The organism is Rhodococcus sp. PvR099, assembly GCF_017833315.1.
GTDB lineage: Bacteria > Actinomycetota > Actinomycetes > Mycobacteriales > Mycobacteriaceae > Rhodococcus_G > Rhodococcus_G oryzae.
This window is the reverse complement of record NZ_JAFIBV010000001.1, coordinates 3,318,820-3,336,801: the sequence shown is the minus strand read 5'-3', so window position 1 is coordinate 3,336,801 and position 17,982 is coordinate 3,318,820. Positions and strand designations below refer to the sequence as shown.

Here is a 17,982-nt window from a genome sequence, read left to right as displayed (position 1 = left end):
CGCGGCCGGGGGCGGGGCATACTCCTGCCATGAGTGCGTCGTCCGCGCGTGAGCGTCTGGGAGCCGCCGTGCGTCTGCGCGCGGAGGTCGGCGCGGGCGCGCGGGCTCCGGAGGCGGGCCGGTTGCTGTTCGCATTGCGCGCCGCGGTCCCGCACGATCACGCGGCGCTCTCCCGTTGGGACCCGATGCGGCGGCAGCACCTGACGTCGGCCAGCTTCGGCTATTCGCCGGAGGCGGCCAGGACACTGAACCAGCGGATGCAGGATCTGCCCCTGTTCGCCGATCTGCAGCAGCACCGGATCCCGCTGCGGCTGCACGACATCGAGCCCGGCCGCAGGCATGGGGCGATCTTCGACGATGTCATCGGGGTGCACGGATACCGGGACGGGCTCAGCCATTGCCTGTTCTCCCCGGACGGGCGGTACGTGGGGATGCTGAACCTGAGCACCTACGCGGAGGACGGCGTGGACGACCAGTCGCTCGCGCTGGTCTCCCTGCTGGCGGAGACGCTGGCGGAGTCGATCGATCCGCTGGCAAGCGCAGAGGGCGGCCGGGTTCGCGTCGAGCCCGGCGAGGAGGCCTTCGTGGTGGACGCCGCGGGTCGGCCGTGGCCGGTCACCGCGGGCGCCTCGCCGCGTCTGCTCGGCGCGGGGGAGCCGTGGCGGGATCAGTGCGCGGCCGGCGCGGAGTTCCGGATCCTGATCGTCGACGGGGAGGTGTTCCGGGTGCGCCTGGAGTCGGTCCGGGCGGGCACCCTGGTCCGGTACCGCGGCGTCGAGGCCCCCGCCGAGTTGACCCTTCGCGAGCTGGAGGTGCTGGTACTCGTCTCGGGCGGGCGATCGAATGCCCAGATCGCCGCCGCCCTCGGCGTCGGCGCCGCCACCGTGGCGACCCACGTCGAGAACATCCTGCGAAAGACCGGCTCGCCGAATCGGACGGCGGCGGCCGTGTTCGCGACGAGGGTCGGGCTGAGCGCGGTGCCCGCGCGTCAGTAGTCGAGGTAGCCGCCCTCCGGACCGAGCATCCGCTCGATCCGGCTCCGGTTGATCTTCGCGAGCTCACCGAGCATGGTCTTCTGCTCGGCGTCGGGGGAGTTGCCCAGCCGGTGGGCCAGGTCGTCGAGCAGGTCCGTCGCCTCGCGACCGGCGGCACACCACAGGTAGACGTGGCCGAATTTCTCCTCGTAGCGCGCCGTCGCCTCCAGTACCGCGGACATGGTGGCCTCGTCGGGCGCCCAGACCGCGCACTGCTCCTGGCTCGAGGCCGTGGTCTGGGCCCGGCGGCCGATGCCGGGGTGACACTCCAGCGCCCGGTCGATGTCCGCCTCGGACAGCTCGAACAGCTCGGAGTCCGCCGCGGTGAGCAGCTCGCGGTGCGATCCGTACGGCCTGCCCGCCGCGACATGCCTGGCCCAGGTCGCCGAGCAGCAGCACTCGAACAGCGCGTGCACCGCGCCCCGCTCGGACAGCGCGTTGAACCTGTCGAGTCCGATCCCCTGATGCATCAACATGGCATCTCCGATCTCGCCCGGCTCCTGAAAGCCGATTCTGCGCTTCAGTCTGACCCCGGAAAAGACCCCGCGGGTGGAGTTTGCGCAGCCTTAACGTGCGCCGCCGGGGATTGTTACTCTTGAGTAATGACCGAGCAGACCTGGAATGCCTTCACCGTCGAGCGCAAGGGCCGCGTCGCGCAGGTGACCCTCATCGGGCCCGGCAAGGGCAACGCGCAGGGTCCCGATTTCTGGCGCGAGCTGCCGCTGATCTTCGCCGAGCTGGACGCCGACCCCGAGGTGCGGGCCGTGGTCCTCGCCGGAGCCGGCAAGCACTTCTCCTTCGGCCTCGACCTCGCGGCGATGGCCCCGATGATGGCGCCGGTCCTCGGCGACAAGGCACAGGCCGCACCGCGGACCGCCTTCCACGAGGACATCAAGCAGATGCAGCGCTCGATCAACGCCGTGGCCGACTGCCGCAAGCCGGTCGTCGCGGCCATCCAGGGCTGGTGCATCGGTGGCGCCGTCGACCTCGTCACCGCGGCCGACATCCGTTACGCGAGCGCGGACGCGAAGTTCAGCATCCGCGAGGTGAAGGTCGCGATCGTCGCGGACATGGGCACCCTCGCCCGGCTGCCCGCGATCATCGGCGACGGCCACCTGCGTGAGCTCGCGCTCACCGGCAAGGACATCGACGCGGCGCGGGCCGAGAAGATCGGCCTGGTCAACGACGTGTTCGCCGATGCCGACGCTGTCCTGGCGGCCGCACACGCCACCGCAGCCGAGATCGCCGCGAACCCGCCGCTGGTGGTGCACGGCATCAAGGACGTGCTCGATCACCGCCGTTCGGCGGGCGTGGACGACAGCCTGCGGTACGTGGCGGCCTGGAATGCGGCATTCCTCGCCTCCGAGGACATCGGCGAGGCCATGGCCGCGGTGTTCCAGAAACGCACCCCGGACTTCCAGGGTCGCTGACCTCCCTCCCCTCCGTTTGTGGGAACCCTCGTCCGGCCGAACCGGACGGGGGTTCTCGTCATTTGTCGCTTGCCCAACGGCGTGGCCCCGTCACATACTTGCGGCCAGAAACTAGTTGAGTGACGCAAGCATTGGGGCGCGGGATGCGAGACGAGATCGAGCCATACGCCGACGAGATCGGCAATTTCCTGGTTCGGCTGCAGCGGGTGCGGGAGCGGACCATCGCCCACGCGAAGTCCACCGACGGGATCGACCCGGCGGCCTATGGCTGCCTGTTCCGCCTGCTCAAGGACGGCCCGATGCGGTCGGGCGCGCTCGCGGAATCGATGTACACCGACCCGTCGACCGTCAGTCGCCAGGTGGCGCAGCTCGTCGAACGCGGGCACGTGCAGCGCCAGGCCGACCCCACAGACGGCAGGGCCAGCGTGCTCGCCGTCACCGAGTCAGGACGGGCCGCCGCGGGCCGGATCCGCGCCCTGCGCAACGAGCGGCTCGGGATGATGCTCGACGAATGGTCCATCGAGGACCTGCAGGACTTCGCGCGCCTGATGGACCGGTTCGTGACGGACTACGAGCGGATGCGTCCACTGTTCACACCCGAGCGGAGCCTGCCGAGCGAGAGTGTCGCCGAGCGGAGCCTGCGGAGCGACTCTGATGCGGAGCGGGGTGTCCGATGACCAAATCGCCCGAACACACCGCCCCCGCCCCCGCACCTGCCGCCGGGGAGTTCAGCCATCGCGAGATCCTGGTCATCCTGAGCGGACTGATGCTTGGCATGTTCCTGGCCTCGCTCGACCAGACCATCGTCTCGACGGCGATCCGGACGATCGCCGACGACCTGCAGGGTTACGCGCTGCAGGCCTGGGTGACCACCGCATACCTGATCACCGCCACGCTCTCCACCCCGCTGTACGGCAAGTTGTCCGACATGTACGGCCGAAAGCCGTTCTTCATGGCCGCGATCGTCATCTTCGTGCTCGGCTCGCTGCTGTGCACCCTCGCCCAGTCGATGTACGCGCTGGCCGCGTTCCGCGCCTTCCAGGGCCTCGGCGCGGGCGGGTTGATGTCGTTGGCGCTCGCCATCCTCGGCGACATCGTCGGTCCGCGCGAACGCGCCAAGTATCAGGGTTACTTCCTCGCGGTCTTCGGCACGTCCAGCGTGCTGGGGCCGGTGCTCGGCGGCCTGCTGGCCGGCCAGGAGACCATCCTCGGAATCGACGGCTGGCGTTGGGTTTTCCTGGTCAACGTCCCGATCGGCGTGTTCGCGCTGGCGGTCGTCTCGAAGGTGCTGCACCTGCCGAAGGTCCGCAGTCCCGGGGTGCGGATCGACTGGTGGGGCGCGCTCGTCCTCGCGATCGGCATCGTCCCGCTGCTGGTGGTCGCCGAGCAGGGACGCGAATGGGGCTGGGGCAGTAACCTTTCGATCGCCTGCTACGTCATCGGCGTGCTCGGCGTGCTCGGGTTCATCTTGGTGGAACGCGGGATGCGCGACGCCGCACTGATCCCGCTGCGGATGTTCCGCAACTCCACCTTCGCGATGGGCGTGGTCATCTCGATCGTCGTCGGGGCCGCGATGTTCGGTGGCATCACGTTGCTGCCGCAGTACCTGCAGGTGGTCCGCGGGTCGAGCCCCACGTTGGCGGGCATGCAGATGCTGCCGATGGTGCTCGGACTCATGGCGGGCTCGATCATCTCGGGTCAGCGGATCTCCAAGACGGGGCACTACCGGGCCTACCCGCTGATCGGCGCCTCGCTGCTCACCCTCGGTATGTTCCTGCTGCACTTCGTGCACGCGGATTCGCCGCTGCCGCTGGTCATGGTCTTCATGGCGATCACCGGCTTCGGTCTGGGCAACCTGATGCAGCCGTTGACGTTGGCGATCCAGAACGCGCTGCCCCCGCAGGACATGGGGGTGTCGACGGCGGCCGCGACCTTCTTCCGCCAGATCGGCGGCACCCTCGGCGTCGCGGTGTTCCTGTCGATCCTGTTCACGCAGCTGACCCCGAACATCAGCGACGAGCTGCGTTCGGCCGCCAAGGATCCGGCCTTCCAGCAGGCGGTCGTGGACGGGCTGCACAGCGCCAACCCTGCCGATGTCGCGCTGTCGACCGGGTTGGCGAGCCAGGACGTCACCTCGGCCGGTCGGGTCCTCGAGGACAGCTCGATCATCCAGCAGCTCAGCCCGGTGCTGGCCCAGCCGTTCAAGGTCGGGTTCTCCGAGTCGATGTCGACGGTGTTCCTGTCCGTGACCGGCGTGGCGTTGGTCGGACTGGTGCTGGTCTTCTTCTGGAAGGAGGTCCCGCTGCGCACGGCAGGGGGACTGGCGGCCTCGGCGGCCGCCCGCAAGGAGAACGGCGACGGCGAGGAATAGGCCGAAACGTGCATGAGTGGTCTCGCCCGGCTGCCGGGCGAGACCACTCAAGTGCGTCGTTCAGACTCGGCGCATCACCGAGACGACCTTGCCCAGCACCACGGCTTCGTCGCCGTCGAGGACCTGGTAGGCAGGGTTACGCGGTTCGAGATAGGTGTGCCCGTTCCGGCGCCGGTACACCTTGACGGTGGCCTCGCCGTCGATCATCGCGGCGACGATCTGGCCCGAATGTGCCTCGTGCTGTTGCCGAACCATCACGATGTCGCCGTCGAGGATCGCGGCGTCGACCATCGAATCGCCGCGCACGCGCAGGCCGAACACCGTGCCGGATCCGACCAGTTCGCGCGGCACGGTAAGCATGTCGTCGGCGTGCTGCTCGGCGAGGATCGGGGTGCCTGCCGCGATGTCACCGACCACGGGCACCTGCACCGAGTCCTTCGCCGATTCCCGCGTCGTCGATCCCCGGAGGAACAGGCGCACGTCGATCGGCCGCGACACCGAGTCGCCGCGCCGCAGAAAGCCGTTCTCCTCCAGGCTCTTCAGGTGCTTCGACACCGTCGACGGGGACCGCAGGCCCACCGCGTCCCCGATCTGCCGGGTGCTGGGCGAATACCCCTTCTCGACCACGAAGTCCCGGATGACGGCCAGAATCCGCTGCTGGCGGGGCGGCAGCGCCGAGGTGTCGAGGTGGTCGAGATCGTCGTATCCGTTCACCTCGGGAATCCTAGTGAAGGCCTACGACGAGAAAAGTGTGGGATCCCGCCCGGAAACCGGGTGGGATCCCACACTTTCGGTGATTCAGTGGTCCAGAGGACCCTCAGCTCAGTGGCCGCCGTTGGCCTTCAGCCGCTCGACGGCCTCGGTGATGACCTTTTCGGCCTCCGCGCGGCCGACCCAGTCGGCGCCGGTGACGTGCTTGTTCGGCTCGAGGTCCTTGTAGTGCACGAAGAAGTGCTTGATCGCGTCCAGCTCGAACTGCGAGACGTCGGCGAGGTCCTGGATGTGATCCCAGCGCGGGTCGCCGGCGGGCACGCACAGCACCTTGTCGTCGCCGCCGGCCTCGTCGACCATCTTGAACATGCCGACGGGGCGGGCCTCGACGATCACGCCGGGGAAGACCGACTCGGGCAGCAGCACCATCGCGTCGAGCGGGTCGCCGTCCTCGCCGAGGGTGTTCTCGATGTAGCCGTAGTCGGCGGGGTAGCCGAAGGAGGTGTAGAGGTAGCGGTCCAGCTTGACGCGGCCGGTCTCGTGATCGACCTCGTACTTGTTGCGCTGACCCTTGGGGATCTCGATGGTGACGTCGAACTCCACGCCTCTTCCTCGCTTTGTCTCGGTGGATGGTGCGGGGTCAGGGTAGCCCGTCCGGGATAATGTGGAGGCAATAGACGGACCTGCGGCGCAGCGGCGGGCCGGAAAACAAACGGAGGGGTGTTGGCAAAGCTCGGATCCAAGGACCGGAAGCTGGGGTCCTTGGCGGCGCGACGGCGCAAGCGGGTCCGGCTCCTCCTGTCCGCGGGGCTGGTCCTCGTCGTTGGCGCGGGCGCGGCGGTGTTCGCCGGCCAGCGATTCGACGGCGACTCCTCCGCCGACGCGGCGACCACCACCATGCCGGAGCCGCCGCCGATCCTGCCCGACCCCAAGGTCGCGCCGGTGCCGACGGATGCCCCGGTCCCCGATCCCGCCGCCCTCGCCGCCGTTCTCGGTGCCGCGTTGGCCGACCCAGGTCTCGGCAACTTCACCGGCGCCGTGTCCGACGCGGCGACCGGCACCGTGCTCTGGAGCCAGCGTCCCGAGGTTCCGATGACCCCGGCGTCGACGACCAAGATCGCCACCGCGACGGCGGCGTTGCTCGCGTTGCCCCCGGAGCACCGGGTGGCCACCAGGGTGGTGCAGGGCGCCGTGCCCGGCCAGATCGTGTTGATCGGTGGCGGTGATCCCACCCTCACCGCGCAGCCGGCGGGCCAGCCCGGCTTCTACCCGGGCGCGCCGCGCGTGGAGGATCTGGCCGCCCAGATCCGGGGCGCCGGGGCCCCGGTGGACAGCATCGTGGTGGACACGAGCGCCTACGCCGGGCCGACCATGGCGCAGGGCTGGTTCCCCGCGGACATCGGAGCCGGCTACATCGCGCCCATCGAGTCGCTGATGCTCGACGGAGGGCGACTCAACCCGCTCGAGGACGAGTCGCCCCGCACCGCGACCGCGTCCCTGGACACGGGCCGCGCGCTGGCCGCCGCGCTCGGCGTCGACCCCGCCAAGGTCACCCCCGGGATCGCGCCGCCGGGCGCGGCGCCGCTGGCCTCCGTCGAATCCGCCGCCCTGCGTGACCGACTCGCCCAGATGATGGGCCACTCGGACAACGTGCTCGCCGAGGCCATCGGACGGGAGATCGCCATCGCGGTCGGGACCGAACCCTCGTTCGCGGGCGCGGTCACCGCGATCGGCCAGACCCTCGACTCCGCGGGCATCGACACCAACGGGATGACGCTGCACGACGCCAGCGGGCTGTCCGTGGACAACCGCATCCCGGCGCGGCTGCTGGACCAGGCGCTCACCGACGCCGCGGGCGACGCCGACCAGCGGCTGCGGCCGATGCTGGACTACCTGCCGGTGGCCGGGGCCACCGGGACACTGTCCGACCGCTACGCCTCGGGCGATCGACGCGGCGCCGGATGGGTCAGGGCCAAGACCGGGACGCTGTCCAACGCGAGCGCGCTCGTCGGCTACGTCACCGACGTCGACAACCGGGTACTGACCTTCGCGCTGATGTCCAATGACCGACCGCCGGAGGTCAGTCGCCCCGCTCTCGACGCCATCGCGTCTGCCTTGCGATCCTGCGGGTGCCTGTGAGCCGCGAGGCGGCGAACTCTCCACGATCCGGCGGATTCGCCGGCGTCGTCGACTGGGACCTGGCTTCCCGAACCGGGGTGCGGCTGACCAAGCCCGGCCCGAGTACCACCAGATACTCCGCGGAAGCGGCGGTCGCGGAGCTGTCCGCGGCCTCGATCCGTGCGGAGGGACCGGTCAGGGACGTCACCGGGCTGGCCGACGGGCTGCCCGTCCCGGAGGCGCAGGTCGTGGACCGGGCCGGCTGGGTCCGCGCCGCGGCCCGATCGATGGCCAACCTCACCGGGGACGACGCGGTCACCGACCGCGGCCTGCTCGGCGGTGTGCCAGCCGGGTTGCAGGCGGGTGCGATGCTCGCGTTCCTGTCCTCGGCGATCCTCGGCCAGTACGACCCCTTCACCGGCGAGCACGGCACGCTGCTGCTGGTGGCGCCCAACGTGGTCAGCGTCGAGCGGGCGTTGAAGGTGGTGCCGAGCGACTTCCGGATGTGGGTGTGCCTGCACGAGGTCACCCATCGGGTCCAGTTCTCCTCCTCGCCCTGGCTGGCCGGATACATGCGGGACAACGTCGGTGCGATCGGCGAGGGCGGCGACGAGTCCGTCGCCGAGTTGCTCGGCAGGCTCACCACGGTGCTCCGCCAGCGCAGGGGCGACGATGCCGCGCCCGAGGACCGCGGGGTGCTCGGGCTGCTGCGCGCCACCCAGACGGAGTCGCAGCGGGCCGCCCTCGACCGGTTGCTGATGCTCGGCACGCTGCTGGAGGGGCACGCAGACCACGTGATGGATGCGGTCGGGCCCGCAGTCGTCCCGTCGGTGGTGGCGATCCGGCGGGCGTTCGACCGCCGCCGCGCCCGGCAGGTGAACCCGCTGCAACGACTGGTCCGCGCGCTGCTCGGGATGGACGCCAAGATGGCCCAGTACGTGCGGGGCAAGGCCTTCGTCGACGCCGTCGTCGGCCGGGTCGGGATGGCCGAGTTCAATGCGATCTGGACCGGACCCGACACCCTGCCGCTGCTCGCCGAGATCGACGACCCCGAGAGCTGGATCGCCCGGGTCCTGGCATGAGCCGGCCGCCGTTGCCCGAGGGACCGGCGTTGCTGGAGGTGCGGCACGCCGTCCGGCGCTGGGTCGCCGCGCACGGTGCCGGCACGGGTGTCGCGGTGGCCCTGTCCGGTGGGGCCGACTCGCTGGCGCTGACCGCTGCCGCGGTCGCCGAGGCCGGGCCGGTGCATGCCCTCGTGGTCGACCACCGGCTGCAGGAGGGCTCGGCGGCGGTGGCCGAGCAGGCCGCCGCCCGCGCCCTGGCACTCGGCTGTGCATCGGCGCGGGTGCTGACGGTGAGCGTCGACCGCGACGGCGGGCTGGAGGCCGCCGCCCGCCGCGCCAGGTACGAGGCGCTCGGCGCCGCACGGGCAGACCGGCCGGTCCTGCTCGGGCACACCCTCGACGATCAGGCGGAGACGGTCCTGCTCGGGCTGGCCCGAGGCTCGGGACCGCGCTCGCTCGCCGGCATGCGCGACTTCGACGCGCCATGGGGTCGGCCGCTGCTCATGGTGCGCCGCGGCGTCACGGCCAAGGCCTGCGAGGAGCTCGAGCTCGACCCGTACCGGGATCCGCACAACCGCAGTCCCGAGTTCACCCGGGTGCGGTTGCGCTCGGAGGCGCTGCCGCTGCTCGAACAGATCCTCGGCGGCGGTGTGGCGCAGGCGCTGGCCCGCACCGCCGACCAGCTGCGCGAGGACGGCGAGGTGCTCGATGCGATCGCGGTCCGGGTGCTCGCCGACGCCGGGTCGGGCGGGGTCGACACCGCCGATGCGGTGGGCGGGCTCGACGTGGCCGAGCTGGTCGACATCCACCCGGCGGTGCGGCGCAGGGTGCTGCGTCTGTGGCTGCTCGGGAACGGCGCCAGGGACCTGACCGACCGGCAGCTGCGGGCCGCGGACGACCTGATCGGGCGGTGGCGCGGGCAGGGCGGCGTCGCGATCGGCGGGGGTCGCCCGGGAGCCAGGTTGGTGCTGTCGCGGCGGCATGGCAGGCTAACGCTCGGGCTGACAGCGATCGGCCCGGACCGGTGAATGAACAGTTCCGTCCATGACCAGGTCAGTCGAAATGAAGGGATTCGCGCCGTGTACGAAGGCGACATCGCATCGGTGTTGATTTCCGAGGAACAGATCCAGGACAAGATCGCCGAATTGGCCGGGATCATCGCCGAGCGCTATCCGGTCGGCGCACCCGAGGGCGACCTGCTGCTGGTCGGCGTCCTCAAGGGCGCGGTCTTCTTCATGACCGACCTGGCGCGGGCCCTGCCGATCCCGACCCAGATGGAGTTCATGGCGGTGAGCTCCTACGGCTCGTCGACCTCCTCCTCCGGTGTCGTCCGGATCCTCAAGGACCTGGACAAGGACATCGCGGGACGGCACGTGCTGATCGTCGAGGACATCATCGACTCCGGTCTCACGCTTTCCTGGCTGATGCGCAACCTGCGCACCCGCAACCCCGCCTCGCTCGAGGTGGTCACCCTGCTCCGCAAGCCGGACGCCATCAAGGTGGACGTGGAGGTCGCGAACGTCGGCTTCGACATCCCCGACGAGTTCGTCGTCGGCTACGGCCTCGACTACGCCGAGCGGTACCGCGACCTGCCGTACATCGGAACGCTCGAACCCACGGTCTACGGCGGCTGACAGGCCATACTCGTGGCATGTCCACGGATCTGACCGCTGCTGCCATTGCCGCGCAGGTGCGCTCCGGCGCGCTGACCCCCCGCGACGCCGTTCATGCGGCCCTGGCCCGGATCGCCGAGCGGGATCCGGGGCTGGGCGCGTTCGTCACGGTCCGCGCCGAGCAGGCCCTGGCCGAGGCCGACGCGGTCGGAGAGCGCTCCGACCTCGCCGCGCTGCCGCTGGCGGGTGTCCCGATCGCGGTCAAGGACAACGTCCCGGTGGCGGGGCATCCCCTGGGCAACGGCTCGAGGGCGAGTTCCCGCGAGCCCTCGCCCGCGGATCATCCGGTGGTCGCGCGCCTACGTGCGGCCGGCGCGGTCGTTGTCGGTCTCACATCGGTGCCGGAGCTGTGCCTGTGGGGGAGCACCGACACCCCGGACACCGTCACCAGGAACCCGTGGAACCCCGGCCGGACGACCGGCGGTTCCTCCGGTGGTTCGGCGGCCGCGGTCGCGGCCGGGATGGTGCCTGCGGCGCACGGGGCGGACGGGATGGGCTCGATCCGGATCCCCGCCGCCTGCTGCGGGCTGGTCGGCATCAAGCCCGGCCTCGGCGTGGTGCCAGCCGAACTGGGTGTCGACTCCTGGTTCGGGATGGCCGAGAACGGCCCGCTGGCCACGACGGTCGGGGACGCGGCGCTGATGCTGTCGGTGATGGCGGACCGCCCTGAGTTGGCGACCGTCGCCGAGCCCGGTCCGCTGCGGATCGCGGTGGCAACCGGTTCGCCGCTGCCGCTGGTGCGGGTCGATCCGTACTGGCGGGCGGGCGCGGAGAGCGCGGCCGCGGTGCTGGGCGGGGCAGGCCACCACCTCGCGACGGCCCGGCTGCCCTATCCGGCGAACCCGCTGGTGATCTTGGCGCGCTGGATGGGGGGTGCCGCGACCGACGCGACCGGACTCGATCCGGCGTTGCTGCAGCCGCGGACCCGCAGGCACGTCGCCGTCGGACGCGTGCTGACCCGATTCGTCGACCCCGCGCAGGTGCGGAAGGTGGACGCCGCGTTGCGCCGGGTCTTCGCCGACTCCGACGTGGTGATCACCCCGACGCTTGCCCGGTTCCCGATCGAGGCGCTGCGCTGGAGCGAGAAGTCCTGGCTGTCCAACCTCGCGGCCAACATCCGCTATGCCCCGTTCCCGTCGCTGTGGAACCTGGTCGGCTGGCCCGCGGCGAGCGTGCCGGTGGGGATCCATCCGGAGTCGGGCACCCCGCTTGGCGTGCAGATCGCGGCCCCGCCCGGCGGGGAGGCGCTGATCCTGTCGGTGGCGGCGCAGCTGGAGCGCCTGCGGCCGTGGGAGCGTACGGCGCCGAGCTGACGGCGCGGCGTCAGCCCACGCCGAGGGCCGTCAGCAGCACCAGGACGACGGTGACGACAGCGAAGGTCCCGTGGCCGGCGACGGCGGCCACCGGGAAGTGTTTCTCCGGCGCGCCGTTCGGGGCCGAGCCCGGCGCCGAAGCCCCGCCGTTCCCCGCGCTCACCCCGGCCGCGCGGTAGACGGGGATCCAGCGGATCAGCATCGTGAAACCGAGGAGCGCAACCGGGAGCAGCAGCACGAAGGCTGTCCACGCGAGGGCGTCCTCGTCGACGACGAGATACACGATCCAGACGACCAACCCGATCACGGCAAGAAGGAAATGCCCGAAGATCACGGCGGGCGGGAAATGGCTCGTCCGTGGTTGCCGCACACCGCCTTTGGCGATCCAGGTCGCGAGTAGGTAGAAGCCTCCTGCGGCCGTCAGTAGCCAGGTCACGAGAGCTGCGATACCCATGTCATCTCCTATGCGGGGGTGGACGGATCGGGTCTATGGGTGCCGGTCGAGTCGGGAACGGTGCTCGAATGCGTCGGCCTGGGTCGCTTCGTCCGCGACCCGCACCCCGTCGCGGAAGACGAGCCGGCCGCCGAGATAGCCCGCGGCGGCCAACCCGGCCAGCGACACCGCGGAAAGCGCGAGCTGGCCGATGTCCACCGCGTCCGGGGTTCCGTGGTCGGCGTGGCGCCACACGAAGTTCACCGCATACGAGGCGGTGACCGCGAGGTTCAGCGACATGTGCGTCACACCGGTTCGGAATGCCGGGGTCCCCGTGGGGATGGCCATCAGGTCGAGGAATCCGATCGTCGCCGCGGCCAGCGCGCCGAGCACGCCGATCGCGATGAGCCACAGCGACCCCTTGGTCAGGAAGCCCGGATCCCCGACGATTCGGGAAGAGACGTCGAACACCAGGCTGCTGACCCACGCACCGATCGGCACCGTCACCAGGATCGGGTGGAAAGGATGCCCGTACGGCCCCGCGAGTACCGCGCTCACCGGGCGCTTTCCGTGATCTGCTTGCTCAGACATGCATTCACCGACCCACTGGTCTGCAGGTTCACCTATCAGCCTGTTCCTCGCTCACCCGTCGGTCAAGACGCGAGGCCGAGGGAATCTCGGCTACGACCTCACGGCTGCGCCGGTCATGTGGACCGGGTCGCCGGCTCGTGCGAGACGACCCGCTCCAGCGCGCGCAGGTCCTTCTCCAACTGCCGGAACAGCCAGTACACGACGATGAAGGCGGCGATGGCCCCGACACACAGCACCCGGACGGCCACGATCACGGACGTGATCTCGTCGGAGGACAGGAAGGTCACCCCGGCCACCCCGACCAGCGGCACCGAGGCGGCCAGCGCCAGGTAACGGACGCTGCGCCTGCTGAGCCCGCGCAGTTTGCGGGCGTCGTCGCTGCTGGTGATCCCCTGCGGCAGCATCATCGGATAGATGCACCGCATCAGGTAGAAGGTCACCAGGAAGAACGGGTACGCGACCGCGATCGCCCCGCACACGATCAGCGAGCCGATGAAATGTATGTAGGCGTCCCGCGGTATCTCACCCGCGACGGCCTGCAGGGAGATCGGATACGCGATTCCGGCCACCGACCACATCCCGAAGACGACGAGCACGGTCCGGTCGGCCAGCAGCAGGGTGTCGCTTCGAGCCTTCGCCAGCGTCTGTTTGTCATACGTCCGGCCTTTGCGCAGCCCACGCGGCATCCGCATCGGATAGCGGCTCAGGTACAGCACCACCACGATGCCGATCGGGAACGCGATGCTGTTGATCACGGTCTGGACCTGCTCGAACTTCTGCTGGGCCTCCAGTGACAGGTTGCTGACGATCAGCGATTTGTTGTGGTGGTAGTTGTAGACGCTCGCCAGCACGTTCGGGACCAGCACCGCCAGCACGGTGATCGGGACCACCAGGCGTCGCAGCCGCATCCGCCAGCTCCGCGGATCGGGGTCGACGAGGTCCCGGGCCCGCGGGTCCAGACACAGTTCGAACTGCTGGGCCAGCTCCGCACCCGTCGACCACCGGCGGCTCGGGTCCGGTGCGAGGCAGGTCAGCAGCACCCGCTTCATGGCGGCGGGGCAGTCGGAGGGCAGCTGGGCCTGCGCCTCCGCGTCGACGCCGCGCTCGCGGACCGCCAGCATCCGTTCCAGCGACTTCTCCGACTGGCCGCCCGCCTCGGAGTCGTCGAAGGGGCGCGTGCCCGTGAGCAACTCCCACAGCATCACCCCGAGCCCGAAGATGTCGCTGCGGGTGTCGAGGTCGCTCGCCGTGCCCGGCAGGCCCGGATGGCAGGCCTCGAGTTGTTCGGGCGACATGTAGGCCAGGGACCCGCCGAAATACGCGACGGGGCTCGTGCCGGCCACGGTGTCGCTGAAGCTGATGTTGAAGTCGGCGAGCTTCGGCACCCCGTCGGCGGTGAGCAGCACGTTCGCCGGTTTGATGTCGCGGTGCAGCACGCCGTGTTTGCCCGCGTAGTCCAGTGCCTCCGCCAGTCGGCGGCCCAGCCACGCGACGGTCTCCGGCCAGCTCAGGGATGCGATCTCGGGCCGGACGCTGGAATCGGCAGGCCGGATCTCGCCCTTGGCCTCGAGCGCATCGTCGATCACGTCCAACAGGAGCTCTCCGCTGCGGTCCTCGGGCGGTATCGCCTGGACCCGCCGCAGCACCCCGAGCAGGGTGCCCCCGGGCACGTACTGCATGTAGAGCAGTTTCAGCTTGTGTTCGTCGAGGACCCGCTGGTCGAAGACCCGGACGATGTAGTCGTGGTCCAGCTGGGCCAGGGTCTGCGGTTCGGTGCCGTGGTCGTGGGACATCTTCACCGCGACCAGGCGTTGCATCGAGAGTTGGCGGGCGAGGAAGACCCGGGCGAACGCGCCCCGTCCCAGACCCATCAACAGGTCGAAGTCGTCCACCCGCTGGCCGACGTCGATGTCGTCGAGCGCCGTCTCCGCGGCGGGCTTCGCGATCAGCGTGGACTTCTCGTCGCCGGGAATCGGCGATTGCTCGATCACGTGGGACTCCTCCGGAAAGTCCCGCGAGTAGTCGCTGGCCTCCACGGTGAGCCCGCTCTGGCGCCGCAGGCGGAACTCCTCATCGATCAGCTCGGGCGGCAGCGGCTCGGACTTCAGCTCGGGGAACTCCTCGCGATAGGCGGCGAGTCTCTTGGGCTTGTCGTAATCGAGCCATCGGTATCGCAGGTCGACCCTGATCAGTTCGATCAACGAGCCGCGCCGCTGGTCCGCCCGCTCGTCGGGGAGGTAGTCCGCGAGATTCGGGGGAGTGCCGGTCGTCTCCCACTGGGCCGTGAAACGGGCGACCGGGGACTGCGCCGCGACCGTCGAGTCCAGCGATGACTGCGCCGCGACCGTCGAGTCCGGCGAGGATTGCGCCGCGACCGTAGGGTCCGGTGCTGGTCGAATGGTCCGTTTCGTCACGAAAACCTCGGACTGTCTCGTGCGCCTGCGGCGCTCGATGTCGTGAGGGAAGCCCCTCGTCAGGATAGCGCCGCTGGGGTGTGAGCGCGGAGGCTCAATGCGGGACCGGGTTCGCCCGACACCACTCGTTCGAGTGCGTGCAGGTCCTGCTCGAGCTGCCGGAACATCCAGTAGGCCCCGACGAACGCGACGATCGCTCCCAGGCAGAGCACCCGGATCGGCACGACGACCGCCCCCAGCTCGTCGACGGGCAGGAACGTCGCCCCGGCGATCCCCACCAACGGGATGGAGGCGGCGACGGCCAGGTAGCGGGTACTGCGCCGCTCCAGCCCCCGCAGCAGCCCGGCGTCGATGCCGCTGATGATGCCCGGCGGCAGCAGCACCGGGTACACGCAGCGCACGACGTAGAAGGTCACCAGGAAGAACGGGTAAGCCACCGCGATGGCGCCGCACACCACGGTAGAGGCGAGGAAGTGCAGGTACGCCCCCGGCTGGATCGATCCGCCGGCGACGTGCAGCAGGATCAGGTTGACGGCGGTCGCGACCCACCAGGCCGCGAAGAAGAGGACCACCACCCGGTCGCCGAGCAGCAGGGCGTCGGTCCGTGCCCGGCCGAGGGTCGTGGCGTCGAAGACACGGCCGCGCGCCAACGCCCGCGACACCCGGATGGGGCGCCTGCACAGGGAGGCCAGCAGCACCGCCATCAGCGGGAAGGTGATCACGGTGATGACCAGCTGGATCTGCCCGAAATGGTCCTGCGCCGCCAGGGACAGCTTGCTGACGATCAGCGTGCGGTTGTGCGTGTAGTTGTAGAGGCCGGCCAAAGCGTTGGGCACAAGGATCCCGGCCACGATGATCGGTACCGCCCACGGGCGCAGCCGCAGCCGCCAGCTGCCGGGCGGCGGATCGACCAGGTCGCGGGCTTGCGGATCCAGGCACAGCTCGAATTGCTGGGCCAGATCCGCGCCCGTCGGCCAGCGGTCCCGCGGGTCGGGTTCGAGGCAGGTCAGCAGTACGCGGCGCAGGGTGGCCGGGCAGTCGGGCGGCAGCTCGGCCTGGATCTGCGGGTCGATCCGATGTCTGCGCAGATCCAGCATGGTGCCGAGCGAGGCGTCCGACTCGTCGGCGTCGATCGCGTCGCGGAAGGGCCGTTTGCCGGTCAGCAGCTCCCACAGCATGACGCCGAGCGCGAAGATGTCGCTGCGGGTGTCGAGGTCGGCGGCGGTCCCGGGCTTGTTCGGGTGCCGCGCAGCCAGTTGCTCCGGCGACATGTAGGCCAGCGAGCCGCCGAAGTACGCGACCGGACTCATGCCGTCGAGGCGGTTGCTGAAGCTGATGTTGAAATCCGTGAGTTTGGGGACACCCTCCGCGGTGAGCAGCACGTTCGCCGGCTTGATGTCGCGGTGGATCACGCCGTGCCTGCTCGCGTGGTCGAGCGCCTCGGCGAGGCGCCTGCCCAGCCAGGCGATCGTCTCCGGCCAGGACAGGGCGGCGATCTCGGCCCGCACGCTGGAGTCGGTCGGCCTGATCTCGCCCTTGGCCTCGAGCTCGCTGTCGATCGCGTCGAGCAGCACCTGGCCACCTCGTGGCTCCTGCGGGGCCTTCCGGATCCGGCGCAACACGGCGAGCAGGGTGCCGCCGGGGACGTACTGCATGTAGAGCAGCTTCACCCCGAGGCCCTCGAGTTGGCGTTGGTCGAAGACCCGGACGATGTAGTCGTGGTCGAGCTGGGCCATCGTCTGCGGTTCGGTGCCGTGGTCTCGCGAGATCTTCACCGCGACCAGCCGGTGCATCGAGCGTTGCCGGGCGAGGAAGACCCGGGCGAACGCGCCGCGACCGAGCCTCATGAGCAGGTCGAAGTCGTCGATGCGTTGTCCGACGTCGACATCGATGTCGCCGACCGCCTCGCTCGGACCGAGCGACGATGAGCGTTCGTCGTCGATCCGTTCGGGGGACAGGATGCGCGGGTAGGAATCACCCGTCGAGTCCGCCGCGACCGTCGCCTCGGGCGTCGACCGAACGGTCGGGTCCATCAGCGACTGACCGCCTTCTTGTAGCGATGGATCGCGAACGGCACGAACACCACGAGAATCCCGACGATCCAGGCGAGGGAGGCCACCACCGGGTTCTGCAGGGGCCACACGTCCGGTACCACGAGCGCGGGGTTGGTGTTGCCGAACAGTTCGCGGACCGCCTGCGTCACCGCCGAGACGGGGTTCCACTCGGCGATGACCTTGAGCACCGGGGGCAGATTCGTGGTGGGGACGAAGGTGTTCGCTATGAACGAGAGCGGGAAGATCACCATGAAGCTGGCGTTGCTGTACACCTCCGGCGTGCGGATCCACAGCCCCACCACGGCCATCACCCAGGACAGGGCGTAGGCGAACAGCAGCAGCAGCACGTAGGCGGCCGCGGCCTCGAGCACGGAGGTGTGGATCCGCCAGCCCACCGCCAGTCCGGCCAGCGACATCACGACCAGGCTCACGACGTTGATCAACACGTCGCTGGTGGTGCGCCCGACGAGCACCGCGGACTGGGCCATCGGCAGCGACCGGAACCGGTCGATGAACCCCTTCTGGATGTCCTCGGCGAGCCCGAGCCCGGTCCAGGTGGCGCCGAAGATGACCGACTGGGTGAAGATGCCCGCGATCAGGAACTCCTTGTACGACATCCCCGGCACCTCGATGGAGCTGCCGAAGACGTACGCGAACAGCAACACGAACATGATCGGCGACAGCGTCGTGAAGATCAGCAGGTCCGGCACCCGCCTGATCTTGATGACGTTGCGCTTGGCGATCGTCGCCCCGTCGCGGACCGCCATCTCCAGCCC

The 17,982-nt window shown here is 69.9% G+C and carries 17 protein-coding genes; 9 read left to right on the top strand and 8 right to left on the bottom strand.

All coding sequences use genetic code 11. The features are described from left to right. Positions 1 to 29 precede the first annotated feature (29 nt). The gene (locus tag JOE46_RS15220) at positions 30 to 995 is read left to right on the top strand and encodes a helix-turn-helix transcriptional regulator (protein WP_179800625.1); all 966 of its coding nucleotides are present in this window, start codon (positions 30 to 32) and stop codon (positions 993 to 995) included. On the opposite strand, the gene uraD is transcribed toward JOE46_RS15220, so the two are convergent. Continuing rightward, positions 989 to 1,510 carry a 2-oxo-4-hydroxy-4-carboxy-5-ureidoimidazoline decarboxylase gene (gene uraD / locus JOE46_RS15215; RefSeq protein WP_209927747.1) on the bottom strand — a complete coding sequence of 174 codons (522 nt, stop codon included), beginning with the start codon at positions 1,508 to 1,510 and terminating at the stop codon, positions 989 to 991. The genes JOE46_RS15220 and uraD overlap by 7 nt on opposite strands. Positions 1,511 to 1,636: 126 nt before the next feature. On the opposite strand from uraD, the gene JOE46_RS15210 reads away from it, so the two are divergent. The 3 genes from JOE46_RS15210 to JOE46_RS15200 all read left to right on the top strand — a co-directional run bounded on the left by JOE46_RS15210 (position 1,637) and on the right by JOE46_RS15200 (position 4,835). Continuing rightward, positions 1,637 to 2,464 carry a crotonase/enoyl-CoA hydratase family protein gene (locus tag JOE46_RS15210; RefSeq protein ID WP_209927745.1) on the top strand — a complete coding sequence of 276 codons (828 nt, stop codon included), beginning with the start codon at positions 1,637 to 1,639 and terminating at the stop codon, positions 2,462 to 2,464. Between the two features lie 119 nt (positions 2,465 to 2,583). After that, on the top strand, positions 2,584 to 3,141 hold the full coding sequence (locus tag JOE46_RS15205) for a MarR family winged helix-turn-helix transcriptional regulator (protein WP_257017583.1): 558 nt from the start codon (positions 2,584 to 2,586) through the stop codon (positions 3,139 to 3,141). Then, positions 3,138 to 4,835, top strand: a complete 1,698-nt coding sequence (locus tag JOE46_RS15200) for an MDR family MFS transporter (protein WP_209927743.1) — start codon at positions 3,138 to 3,140, stop codon at positions 4,833 to 4,835. Before JOE46_RS15205 ends, JOE46_RS15200 begins: the two co-directional genes overlap by 4 nt. A gap of 60 nt (positions 4,836 to 4,895) precedes the next feature. Here JOE46_RS15200 and lexA read toward each other — a convergent pair whose 3' ends face one another. Further along, positions 4,896 to 5,549 (bottom strand): transcriptional repressor LexA, encoded by a 654-nt coding sequence (gene lexA / locus JOE46_RS15195; RefSeq protein ID WP_097212899.1) that lies wholly within the window; start codon positions 5,547 to 5,549, stop codon positions 4,896 to 4,898. A 108-nt stretch (positions 5,550 to 5,657) separates the two neighbouring features. Further along, entirely contained in the window at positions 5,658 to 6,149 is a 492-nt protein-coding gene (locus JOE46_RS15190; RefSeq protein ID WP_031939457.1) for an inorganic diphosphatase, read from the bottom strand. A 117-nt stretch (positions 6,150 to 6,266) separates the two neighbouring features. Here JOE46_RS15190 and dacB point away from each other — a divergent pair, with 117 nt between their 5' ends. From dacB to JOE46_RS15165, 5 genes are read left to right on the top strand one after another with little or no spacing between them, the layout of a single operon-like run. Next, positions 6,267 to 7,685: a D-alanyl-D-alanine carboxypeptidase/D-alanyl-D-alanine-endopeptidase gene (dacB, locus tag JOE46_RS15185; protein ID WP_269589503.1), complete on the top strand. Its 1,419-nt coding sequence runs from the start codon at positions 6,267 to 6,269 to the stop codon at positions 7,683 to 7,685. Further along, positions 7,670 to 8,746: a zinc-dependent metalloprotease gene (locus JOE46_RS15180; protein WP_373560275.1), complete on the top strand. Its 1,077-nt coding sequence runs from the start codon at positions 7,670 to 7,672 to the stop codon at positions 8,744 to 8,746. Before dacB ends, JOE46_RS15180 begins: the two co-directional genes overlap by 16 nt. Next, positions 8,743 to 9,756 carry a tRNA lysidine(34) synthetase TilS gene (gene tilS, locus JOE46_RS15175; RefSeq protein ID WP_097212902.1) on the top strand — a complete coding sequence of 338 codons (1,014 nt, stop codon included), beginning with the start codon at positions 8,743 to 8,745 and terminating at the stop codon, positions 9,754 to 9,756. Before JOE46_RS15180 ends, tilS begins: the two co-directional genes overlap by 4 nt. Positions 9,757 to 9,807: 51 nt before the next feature. Then, positions 9,808 to 10,362, top strand: a complete 555-nt coding sequence (hpt, locus tag JOE46_RS15170) for a hypoxanthine phosphoribosyltransferase (RefSeq protein WP_097212903.1) — start codon at positions 9,808 to 9,810, stop codon at positions 10,360 to 10,362. A gap of 17 nt (positions 10,363 to 10,379) precedes the next feature. After that, positions 10,380 to 11,714: an amidase gene (locus tag JOE46_RS15165; RefSeq protein WP_097212904.1), complete on the top strand. Its 1,335-nt coding sequence runs from the start codon at positions 10,380 to 10,382 to the stop codon at positions 11,712 to 11,714. A 10-nt stretch (positions 11,715 to 11,724) separates the two neighbouring features. Here the strand turns inward: JOE46_RS15165 and JOE46_RS15160 are convergent, their stop codons facing one another. From JOE46_RS15160 to JOE46_RS15140, 5 genes are all read right to left on the bottom strand, one after another. Beyond that, positions 11,725 to 12,168 (bottom strand): hypothetical protein, encoded by a 444-nt coding sequence (locus JOE46_RS15160; protein ID WP_097212905.1) that lies wholly within the window; start codon positions 12,166 to 12,168, stop codon positions 11,725 to 11,727. 33 nt (positions 12,169 to 12,201) lie between these two features. Further along, positions 12,202 to 12,738 carry a DUF2231 domain-containing protein gene (locus JOE46_RS15155; RefSeq protein ID WP_097212906.1) on the bottom strand — a complete coding sequence of 179 codons (537 nt, stop codon included), beginning with the start codon at positions 12,736 to 12,738 and terminating at the stop codon, positions 12,202 to 12,204. A 113-nt stretch (positions 12,739 to 12,851) separates the two neighbouring features. Further along, positions 12,852 to 15,152 (bottom strand): serine/threonine-protein kinase, encoded by a 2,301-nt coding sequence (locus JOE46_RS15150; protein WP_374102896.1) that lies wholly within the window; start codon positions 15,150 to 15,152, stop codon positions 12,852 to 12,854. Positions 15,153 to 15,211: 59 nt separating this feature from the next. Continuing rightward, complete coding sequence (locus tag JOE46_RS15145; protein ID WP_209927741.1) at positions 15,212 to 17,185, bottom strand: serine/threonine-protein kinase; 1,974 nt, start codon at positions 17,183 to 17,185, stop codon at positions 15,212 to 15,214. Next, entirely contained in the window at positions 17,185 to 17,973 is a 789-nt protein-coding gene (locus JOE46_RS15140) for an ABC transporter permease (RefSeq protein WP_097212985.1), read from the bottom strand. The genes JOE46_RS15145 and JOE46_RS15140 overlap by 1 nt, the downstream gene beginning before the upstream one ends. Positions 17,974 to 17,982: the final 9 nt, after the last annotated feature.

Excerpts from the sequence above, each read along its gene's own strand:
- JOE46_RS15140 (WP_097212985.1), bottom strand. The coding sequence starts at position 17,973 with ATGGCGGTCCGCGACGGGGCGACGATCGCCAAGCGCAACGTCATCAAG.
- JOE46_RS15165 (WP_097212904.1), top strand. The coding sequence starts at position 10,380 with ATGTCCACGGATCTGACCGCTGCTGCCATTGCCGCGCAGGTGCGCTCC.
- JOE46_RS15210 (WP_209927745.1), top strand. The coding sequence starts at position 1,637 with ATGACCGAGCAGACCTGGAATGCCTTCACCGTCGAGCGCAAGGGCCGC.
- JOE46_RS15200 (WP_209927743.1), top strand. The coding sequence starts at position 3,138 with ATGACCAAATCGCCCGAACACACCGCCCCCGCCCCCGCACCTGCCGCC.
- tilS (WP_097212902.1), top strand. The coding sequence starts at position 8,743 with ATGAGCCGGCCGCCGTTGCCCGAGGGACCGGCGTTGCTGGAGGTGCGG.
- JOE46_RS15155 (WP_097212906.1), bottom strand. The coding sequence starts at position 12,738 with ATGTCTGAGCAAGCAGATCACGGAAAGCGCCCGGTGAGCGCGGTACTC.
- uraD (WP_209927747.1), bottom strand. The coding sequence starts at position 1,510 with ATGTTGATGCATCAGGGGATCGGACTCGACAGGTTCAACGCGCTGTCC.
- JOE46_RS15220 (WP_179800625.1), top strand. The coding sequence starts at position 30 with ATGAGTGCGTCGTCCGCGCGTGAGCGTCTGGGAGCCGCCGTGCGTCTG.
- JOE46_RS15160 (WP_097212905.1), bottom strand. The coding sequence starts at position 12,168 with ATGGGTATCGCAGCTCTCGTGACCTGGCTACTGACGGCCGCAGGAGGC.
- JOE46_RS15145 (WP_209927741.1), bottom strand. The coding sequence starts at position 17,185 with ATGGACCCGACCGTTCGGTCGACGCCCGAGGCGACGGTCGCGGCGGAC.